1 pseudogene is annotated in these 608 nt (G+C 41.8%); it reads left to right on the top strand.

The annotated features are described in order from the left end of the window. Positions 1–608: pseudogene (locus tag ACYQ4S_RS12155) on the top strand (IS5/IS1182 family transposase); the annotation flags it as partial.

Here is a 608-nt window from a genome sequence, read left to right as displayed (position 1 = left end):
CTGTTCACTTCACTACTCCAAGAGAATGGCCTGCTTCATGAGGAGGCTTTGTTTATTGACGGCACGAAACTTCAAGCTGATGCCAATATTTACTCCTTCACTTGGAAGAAGGCCATCGATCGTTATGAATCAAAGCTGAACGAGAATGTCGAAGCATTGTATGAAACCATGATTCAGTCACAAGTGGATATCTGCCTTTCAAAAGAGCAGTTAGACACATCAGAAGGCATTGAAACGCTGATTGAGGCAATTGACACCTCGCTAGAAGCGGTTGAAGAATCTATCCAAGAAGAAACACAGATTCCCAAAGGTGGTTCTATACACAAACGACGACGTCGTCTATTAAAAAAGCACCGCAACAAGTGTGTCAAAGATTACCTTCCGCGAAAACAGTCATACGAAGAAGCCCGCGCAACCTTTGATGGACGAAACAGTTATTCCAAAACGGATAAAGACGCTACGTTCATGTGTATGAAAGAAGATCCCATGAAAAACCGTGAATTGAAACCTGGCTATAATCTTCAAGTTGCTTCTAGTAATCAATACGTCATTGACTACGATATCTTTTCAAATCCTACGGATACGCGAACGCTACTTCCATTTTTATC

The organism is Alkalibacterium sp. s-m-28 (assembly GCF_054658175.1).
Note: the sequence above shows the minus strand (reverse complement) of the source record. Positions and strands in the feature narration are given on the sequence as shown.